Origin of the sequence: Flavobacterium shii, assembly GCF_025847235.1 — a bacterium.
In the GTDB taxonomy this organism is placed as follows: domain Bacteria; phylum Bacteroidota; class Bacteroidia; order Flavobacteriales; family Flavobacteriaceae; genus Flavobacterium; species Flavobacterium shii.
Genome location: NZ_JAOZEW010000008.1, coordinates 89,310 through 98,873 on the forward strand (window position 1 = coordinate 89,310; position 9,564 = coordinate 98,873).

The following is a 9,564-nucleotide window of genomic DNA, read 5'->3' on the forward strand; positions in this document are numbered from 1 at the left end:
TTATATAAATATTTTTGTAGCAGAATCTTCTAAAACAGCTTCTTCCAACCATTTTGCATTTTCTATGTTTAAGGCAAGGATTTCAATTGTAGGAGACATAAAAATCTCTTTTATGTTAATCAATACATCAAACTGTTTGTTTATTTGATTAATCACTTGACCAACAATGAGGCTGTGCCCTCCTAATTCGAAGAAATTATCTGTTATTCCTATTTTATCAATTTTTAAGACTTCCTGCCAAATGAGCACTAACTTCTCCTCTATTTCGTTTGTTGGTGCTACATATTCTTTCTTTATTACATCTTCTCCTGATATGTCTGGTAATGCTTTTTTATCTACTTTTCCATTTGGAGTTAGTGGCATATTCTCCAGTTGAACATAGTAATTAGGAATCATAAATTCCGGCAGAATTGTTTGAAGGTAATTTCTCAACTCTCCCTTATCAATGCTTTCTGAAGCAACATAATAAGCCGCCAATACTTGTGTTGATTTTATTTCTTTGGCTTCTAAAATTACTTGCTTTATGAATTCTGAATATTTAGAAATAGCAGTTTCAATCTCACCAAGTTCTATCCTAAAACCACGTATCTTAACCTGATGGTCTTTTCGACCTATAAACTCTATGTTTCCATCTGGCTGCCAGTAGGCTAAATCGCCTGTATCGTACATTCTTTCGCCTTCGATAAAAGGATTGGCTATAAATTTTTCTGTCGTCAGTTCTGGTTTATTCAGATATCCTCGTGTAATTCCTTTTCCTGAGAGATATATTTTACCCGTTACACCTATTGGTACAGGAGAAAGTGATTCATTAAGAATCCATGCCTGCGTATTTGATATAGGACGTCCAACAGAAATAGTTCTCTGATTTTTGACAGTAATTAAATAACAAGTACTGTAGGTTGTATCTTCAGATGGTCCATAAAGGTTTCTTACTTCTATCGATTCTAATGGCAATTGATCAATTATATCTGTAGGCAATATTTCTCCAGCCATATTAAGTACATTAATATTTTCGAAAGAAATATTATCTTCTAATAATTTTCTTACTACCGATGGTACTGTATTCAATAATACATTCTTATCGATGTGGGAGTAAGTAGCTATGTCTAAAGCATTTTTTAAAATCCTTAATGTTTTCCCTGTGGTTAATGTGAAGAAAAATTCGTAAACCGATAAATCGAAACAATACGAAGTAACGGCATAAACCATGTCGAATTTACTTTGCGCATATTCTTCTTTTGACCAATCTATCAGTGCTGTGGCATTACTATGCTCCACCATTACCCCTTTAGGATTTCCGGTAGTTCCTGAGGTATAAATTACATATGCTAAATCTTTGGGACCGTTATTCTTCTCGATATTCGATGTGGAATAATTCTGCTGTTCCTTATAAAATAATTCCAATACTGCTTCATCAATGATCAGTTTGCTGTTGCTGTCCTGTTCTATATATTCAATTCTGGATTGTGGATATGTAAGATCAATAGGAACATATGCAGCTCCAGATTTTAGGATTCCTAATATAGCAACCATCATGCGTTCGCTTCGTTCCAGCTTAATACCAATCAGATCATCATACTTGATATCATAATGCTTTCTTAAATAAGCTCCAAGTTGGTTCGCCTGTTCATTCAAGGAACGATAACTCAGTTCTTTGTTTTCAAAAACAACTGCTATTTTATCTGGGGTCTTTGCAGCCTGTTCTTCAAACATATCTATAATGGTTCTGTCTTTGGAATAATCTGCAAGGGTATCATTGAAGGTTTCTGTTACCTCAAGTTTTTCCTCGGCAGTAATATAAGACAGCTCTTCTAGAGTAAGAGAACTTTCGTCTATTGCCTGAGTCATTAAAAGTTCTAGATGGGCAAACATCCTTTCAATCAACAAGGAATCATAAAGATCGGTGTTGTATTGGATGGTCAACGATAATCCTTCTTCTTTTTCTATAAAAACAAAGCTCACATCAAACTGGGAAGTCTTGCTTTTAAACTCATAGTTCTTAATCTCTAATCCTGTCAGTTCTTCTCCGTTTACAAGGTTTTTTAGCTGTCCTTGGTTTTGTAAAACGACCATCACATCAAAAAGTGCCGAGCGGCTCATATCTCTCTTCAGGTTCAGGTTTCCAATCAGGTCATCAAATGGATAATTCTGATGCTGATACGCTTCAAGCAAAGTACGTTTCTCCTGATTTACTATTTCCGTAAATTGGGCTTTCTCCTTAAATTGGGTTCTAATGGCTAGTGTGTTGAGGTAGAGTCCTGCCTGATTCTCCAAATCCGGATGTTCTCTCCCTGCTATAGGTGTCCCGATGATGATATCATTTTGACCTGTGTATCGATAAAGGAGTGTTTTTACTCCTGCAATCAAGGTCATAAACAATGTGGCGTCTTGTGTTTTTGAATATGTTTTTAACTTCTGTGAAAATGCTTGTGAAAATGTACGATTGATACTCTCTCCTTTATAACTCTGCATTAATGGGCGTTTCTTGAAACTTGGTAAATCCAATACAGGAATTTCTCCTGAGAATTGAGACATCCAGAACTCTTTCGCTTTCAGGTGTTTTTCCTGCTGAAGTTCTTTGGTAAGCCATACAGCATAATCTTTATATTGAATCTTTAATGCTGGAAGTTCAATCTCTAATCCCTGACTTAACGCATTATAAATCTTCACAACTTCAGAAACCAGTAATTCCAGCGACCAGCCATCTCCGATAATATGGTGCATTGATAAAAAGAAAACGTGTTTCTGGGTATCAAGTTCTACAAGTCCGGCGCGCAATAAAGGAGCTTTCTCCAGATCGAAGGCAAAATTGCTTTGCTCTTGCAGATAATCCGATACGGCTTCTTGTTGCCTATTTACTGAGGTAAAGTCTTCTCGAATCAATCTAAAAGTAACAGAATCAGCTGGCAAAATATGCTGGCGTACCAATCCTGATTCATCAGCTTTAAAGCGGGTTCTTAATATCTCGTGACGTTCTATTACTTTTTCAAACGAGGCTTCGAATTTGTCTTTATCCAAAGTACCTGATAACTCGAAGGCAAACGGAATATTGTAAGCCTGAGAACCACCATCGAGTTGGCTTAAAAGCCAAAGTCTGTTCTGGGAAGCCGTCAAAGGATAGCTTTCCTGCAACGGTGCCTGAGCAATGGATACATAACATGCCTCGGTTAATTGCTGGGATAAACCTTCGATTGTAGGCTTTGAAAAGAAATCCTTAAAGGATACTTTCTTGCTTAATTGTTTTTGAATTCGGTTTATAACCTGTGCTGCAATAAGGCTATGTCCTCCCAATTCGAAGAAATTATCTGTTATTCCTATTTTATCAACTTTTAAGACTTCCTGCCAGATATTGGCAAGGTCTTCCTCTATTGTATTTCTTGGAGAAACATATTCTTTTCGGATTAAATCTTCCCCGCTTATTTCCGGTAACGCTTTACGATCCGTTTTTCCGTTAGGAGTTAAAGGAAGGTTTTCTAAGGCAACATAAAATCCAGGAACCATATACTCGGGTAACTTCCCTTGAAGATAAGTTCGGATAGCCGATTTGTCCAGTTCTTCATTGCTCACATAATAAGCAACCAATACTTTCTCGCCATTGCTTTCTTTTACAGCAACAACTGTTTGTCTTAAATCATCAGAATATTGTAGTACCGCAGTTTCGATCTCACCAAGTTCTATCCTGAAACCACGTATCTTAACCTGATGATCAATTCTGCCCATGTACTCGATATTACCGTCAGGATACCAATAGGCTAAATCGCCTGTATCGTACATTTTTTCACCTTCAATGAAAGGATTTGGTACAAATTTTTCTGCTGTTAGTTCCTGCTTATTTACATAACCTCTAGCTAAACCCACTCCTGAAATATATAATTTACCAACAATTCCAACTGGAAGTGCTTTTAAATCATCACTTAAAACATAAAGTTGCATATTTTCAATTGGTTTTCCTATAGGAACAGACAACAAGTTTTCTGAACAATTAAAATAACTCACATCAATTGTAGCTTCGGTCGGTCCGTATAAGTTTACTAATGAAACGTTTGCTAATTGAAGAAAGAAGTTACGGTTTTGATCAGCCGTTAAAGCTTCTCCACTTGTAAATACTCTTTTAAGGCTCTCTAAATTCTGAATTTCATGTTTGTTTTCTTCTAAATAATCTAAGAACAGATTTAACATTGAAGGCACAAAATGAAGCACCGACACTTTATATTTTTTAATATGATCTATAATTTCTTTTGGACTTTTTTGTCCGTCAGGTTTTAATACACATAATTTAGATCCTGTGAATGACCACCAGAATAATTCCCATACAGAAACATCAAATGAATAACTTGTTTTCTGTAGAATAACGTCATCTTCTACAATTGGATAAAAATTCTGCATCCACTCTAAACGATTAACTAAAGCAGTATGCTCCACCATTACCCCTTTAGGATTTCCGGTAGTTCCTGAGGTATAAATTACATATGCTAAATCTTTGGGACCGTTATTCTTCTCGATATTCGATGTGGAATAATCCTGCTGTTCCTTATAAAATAATTCCAATACTGCTTCATCAATGATCAGTTTGCTGTTGCTGTCCTGTTCTATATATTCAATTCTGGATTGTGGATATGTAAGATCAATAGGAACATATGCAGCTCCAGATTTTAGGATTCCTAATATAGCAACCATCATGCGTTCGCTTCGTTCCAGCTTAATACCAATAAGATCATCATACTTGATATCATAATGCTTTCTTAAATAAGCTCCAAGTTGGTTCGCCTGTTCATTCAAGGAACGATAACTCAGTTCTTTGTTTTCAAAAACAACTGCTATTTTATCTGGGGTCTTTGCAGCCTGTTCTTCAAACATATCGATAATGGTTCTGTCTTTGGAATAATCTGCAAGGGTATCATTGAAGGTTTCTGTTACCTCAAGTTTTTCCTCGGCAGTAATATAAGACAGCTCTTCTAGAGTAAGAGAACTTTCGTCTATTGCCTGAGTCATTAAAAGTTCTAGATGGGCAAACATCCTTTCAATCAACAAGGAATCATAAAGATCGGTGTTGTATTGGATGGTCAACGATAATCCTTCTTCTTTTTCTATAAAAACAAAGCTCACATCAAACTGGGAAGTCTTGCTTTTAAACTCATAGTTCTTAATCTCTAATCCTGTCAGTTCTTCTCCGTTTACAAGGTTTTTTAGCTGTCCTTGGTTTTGTAAAACGACCATCACATCAAAAAGTGCCGAGCGGCTCATATCTCTCTTCAGGTTCAGGTTTCCAATCAGGTCATCAAATGGATAATTCTGATGCTGATACGCTTCAAGCAAAGTACGTTTCTCCTGATTTACTATTTCCGTAAATTGGGCTTTCTCCTTAAATTGGGTTCTAATGGCTAGTGTGTTGAGGTAGAGTCCTGCCTGATTCTCCAAATCCGGATGTTCTCTCCCTGCTATAGGTGTCCCGATGATGATATCATTTTGACCTGTGTATCGATAAAGGAGTGTTTTTACTCCTGCAATCAAGGTCATAAACAATGTGGCGTCTTGTGTTTTTGAATATGTTTTTAACTTCTGTGAAAATGCTTGTGAAAATGTACGATTGATACTCTCTCCTTTATAACTCTGCATTAATGGGCGTTTCTTGAAACTTGGTAAATCCAATACAGGAATTTCTCCTGAGAATTGAGACATCCAGAACTCTTTCGCTTTCAGGTGTTTTTCCTGCTGAAGTTCTTTGGTAAGCCATACAGCATAATCTTTATATTGAATCTTTAATGCTGGAAGTTCAATCTCTAATCCCTGACTTAACGCATTATAAATCTTCACAACTTCAGAAACCAGTAATTCCAGCGACCAGCCATCTCCGATAATATGGTGCATTGATAAAAAGAAAACGTGTTTCTGGGTATCAAGTTCTACAAGTCCGGCGCGCAATAAAGGAGCTTTCTCCAGATCGAAGGCAAAATTGCTTTGCTCTTGCAGATAATCCGATACGGCTTCTTGTTGCCTATTTACTGAGGTAAAGTCTTCTCGAATCAATCTAAAAGTAACAGAATCAGCTGGCAAAATATGCTGGCGTACCAATCCTGATTCATCAGCTTTAAAGCGGGTTCTTAATATCTCGTGACGTTCTATTACTTTTTCAAACGAGGCTTCGAATTTGTCTTTATCCAAAGTACCTGATAACTCGAAGGCAAACGGAATATTGTAAGCCTGAGAACCACCATCGAGTTGGCTTAAAAGCCAAAGTCTGTTCTGGGAAGCCGTCAAAGGATAGCTTTCCTGCAACGGTGCCTGAGCAATGGATACATAACATGCCTCGGTTAATTGCTGGGATAAACCTTCGATTGTAGGCTTTGAAAAGAAATCCTTAAAGGATACTTTCTTGCTTAATTGTTTTTGAATTCGGTTTATAACCTGTGCTGCAATAAGGCTATGTCCTCCCAATTCGAAGAAATTATCTGTTATTCCTATTTTATCAACTTTTAAGACTTCCTGCCAGATATTGGCAAGGTCTTCCTCTATTGTATTTCTTGGAGAAACATATTCTTTTCGGATTAAATCTTCCCCGCTTATTTCCGGTAACGCTTTACGATCCGTTTTTCCGTTAGGAGTTAAAGGAAGGTTTTCTAAGGCAACATAAAATCCAGGAACCATATACTCGGGTAACTTCCCTTGAAGATAAGTTCGGATAGCCGATTTGTCCAGTTCTTCATTGCTCACATAATAAGCAACCAATACTTTCTCGCCATTGCTTTCTTTTACAGCAACAACTGTTTGTCTTAAATCATCAGAATATTGTAGTACCGCAGTTTCGATCTCACCAAGTTCTATCCTGAAACCACGTATCTTAACCTGATGATCAATTCTGCCCATGTACTCGATATTACCGTCAGGATACCAATAGGCTAAATCGCCTGTACGGTACATTTTTTCACCTTCAATGAAAGGATTTGGTACAAATTTTTCTGCTGTTAGTTCCTGCTGGTTCAAATAACCTGCTGAAAGCCCTTTACCTGATATGCAAAGTTCTCCAACAACTCCTAGAGGAGATAATTGTGTCGTTTCGGGTTCTAAAATATATACTTGTCTGTTAGAAATAGGTTTTCCAATAGGAATCGCAGCTTGTTTTTCAGATACTTTATAATAAGTAGCGCAAACAGTACTTTCTGTTGGCCCGTAAGTATTATATATAGCGATATTATCCCATAAATTATTTATATAATCTGGTTGTAAAACGTCCCCACCACTAATGAGGATTCTTATTTTAAGATTATATTGTTTATGAGCTCCATTCAAGTATTGTAGTGCATACGGATTCGTACTCAAAATTGTTATGTTTGAGTGCTCACAAAGACGGAATAATGTTTGGAAATCTCCTTTTGATTCATATACTACCAAAGTTCCTCCGCTAATAAGGATTGGAAATATTTCTTCTATTGAAGTATCGAAAGAAATACTCGCTTGTTGTACTATACTGTCTTGTGATGACAATTGAAAGTAGTCTTTAAATGTTACTGCATAATCTATCAAAGAAGCGTGGGTTATTTGTACTCCTTTCGGATTTCCGGTAGATCCCGAAGTATATATTACATAAGCCAGATCTGTTGGAGTTATCTCTGGTGTATATTCCCCTATATAACTATCAGAAATACTTTTAAATTCTTCTAATACTGCATTGGTTATTGTGAGTTTGCAATAACTATCTTGTTTTATATAACTTTTTCTTTCTTCTGGATAAGCAGGATCAATAGGTATATATACTCCTCCCGCCTTTAATACGGCAAGAATTGTTATGATAGTCCATGAATTTCTTTCTAATTCTATTCCTATAAAATCACCTTTTTCAACATGGAGATGTTGCTCGAGGTAGTTTGCCAGTTTATTGCTGTATTTTTCTAAAAGTGTATAACTTATTTCTTCTTCCTGATAAACGAGTGCTGTCTGGCTTGGATTTTCGACAGCTATTGCTTTTATAAGATCTATAATCGTCAAAGAACTTTCAGAAGAAATAGATGGGGTATTAAATTCAGTAAGTATCTTGTTTTTTTCTGTTAGGGTCACAATCTCAATGGCATCTACAGATTGATTTGGTTTTTGAAGTCCAGATTTTATAAATCCTTCAAAATGATGCAGAAGACTAACAATAAAACTTTCATTATAAATGTCTGTATTGTATTCCACACTTAAAGACAAACTTTCTTCTTTTTCTACAAATACAAAACTAATATCAAGCTGACTAACTCCTCTTTCGATTTCACTATATTCAGAAGCCACGACTCCATTTATTCCTTTTTGATCGTTGATTTCCAATCCCTGATGATTTTGCAATAAAACCATAATGTCAAACAAAGCAGATCTGCTCTGGTTCTTAGGAAGTGTTAAGTGATTGACAAGGGCAGTAAAAGGATACTCTTTATTTTCATATGCTTTTATAAGTGTCTGCTTTTGTTTTTGCATCAATTGAGCAAAACTATCTTCTTTTTCAAACTGTATACGTATAGGCAAGGCATTAGAGTATAGTCCTATCTGGTGTTCAAGATCAGCATGTTCTCTTCCTGCAACAGTAGTTCCTAGTGTGATATCTGTCTGACCTGTGTACTTGGAAAATAATCCGTTCAATCCCCCCATCAGTAACATGAATAGTGTCATTTGATGCTCTTTTGCGAAAGCATTTAATTCTCCTAAAAAGTGTTTAGAAAATTCATGATTGTGTATGCGTCCGTTATAGGTTTTAACAGCCGGACGTTTTCCTTGAATCAAATCCAATACTGGAGATTTTGTTTGAAACTGTTGTTTCCAGTATTCTAATTTTGCGATGTATTCGGGACTTACAAGCTTTCCATTAAGCCATTCGCTATAGTCTTTGTATTGTATAGAAAGTTCAGGTAATTCTATTGCCTGCGCACTCGCCAAACTGTTATAAACGAGCATAACTTCTCTGGTAAGTAATTGCAATGACCAGCCATCTCCTATAATATGATGCAGGACAAACACCAGAATATGTTCTTCTTCACTACTCTTTAATAAAGTAGCACTTAATAAAAGATCTTTTTCTAAATCAAAAACTTTTTGATATTCTTCTTTAATTTGATTGTGAAGTTGCTCAACAGAAAAATGCTGCAATGCTAAAGTATGTAGCTTAAACTCCGTTTCTTCGTTTGATAAGATATACTGTTGGATTTCTTCCTTTTGATTCTTTTTAAAAATAGTTCTGAGCGCTTCATGGCGTAATATAACTTGCTGAAATGCTTTTTCTAGAAGCGTTTCATTGATTTTTCCCTGCAACTTTAATGTTGAAGTAATATTATATGCTCTGTCTCCTCCAAGATATTCATGGGTAAACCACATAAAATATTGTGTTGGAGTTAAGGCATAGCTTTCCTTTACCTCAGCTTTAGGAATAGATGTACTAATAGCTATCAGACTCATTAAATACACCTTGTGTTCTTTAATCTCCTCTAATAATTCTGTTGTCAACACCCCTTTAGGCGCATTAACTTTAAGATTACCATCATTTATTTTTAACTGAACTCCTAAGGAAAGAAGTTTATGTAGAATGTCATTTTTCATAAA

Annotated in this window: 1 protein-coding gene; it reads right to left on the bottom strand. The window is 36.0% G+C overall.

Going from position 1 to position 9,564, the window contains the following annotated elements:
* The gene (locus OIU83_RS09270; protein WP_264205972.1) at positions 1–9,561 is read right to left on the bottom strand and encodes a non-ribosomal peptide synthetase; all 9,561 of its coding nucleotides are present in this window, start codon (positions 9,559–9,561) and stop codon (positions 1–3) included.
* Between the last annotated feature and the right edge of the window lie 3 nt (positions 9,562–9,564).

Coding starts and splice junctions, on each gene's coding strand:
- OIU83_RS09270 (WP_264205972.1), bottom strand. CDS start 9,561: ATGAAAAATGACATTCTACATAAACTTCTTTCCTTAGGAGTTCAGTTA.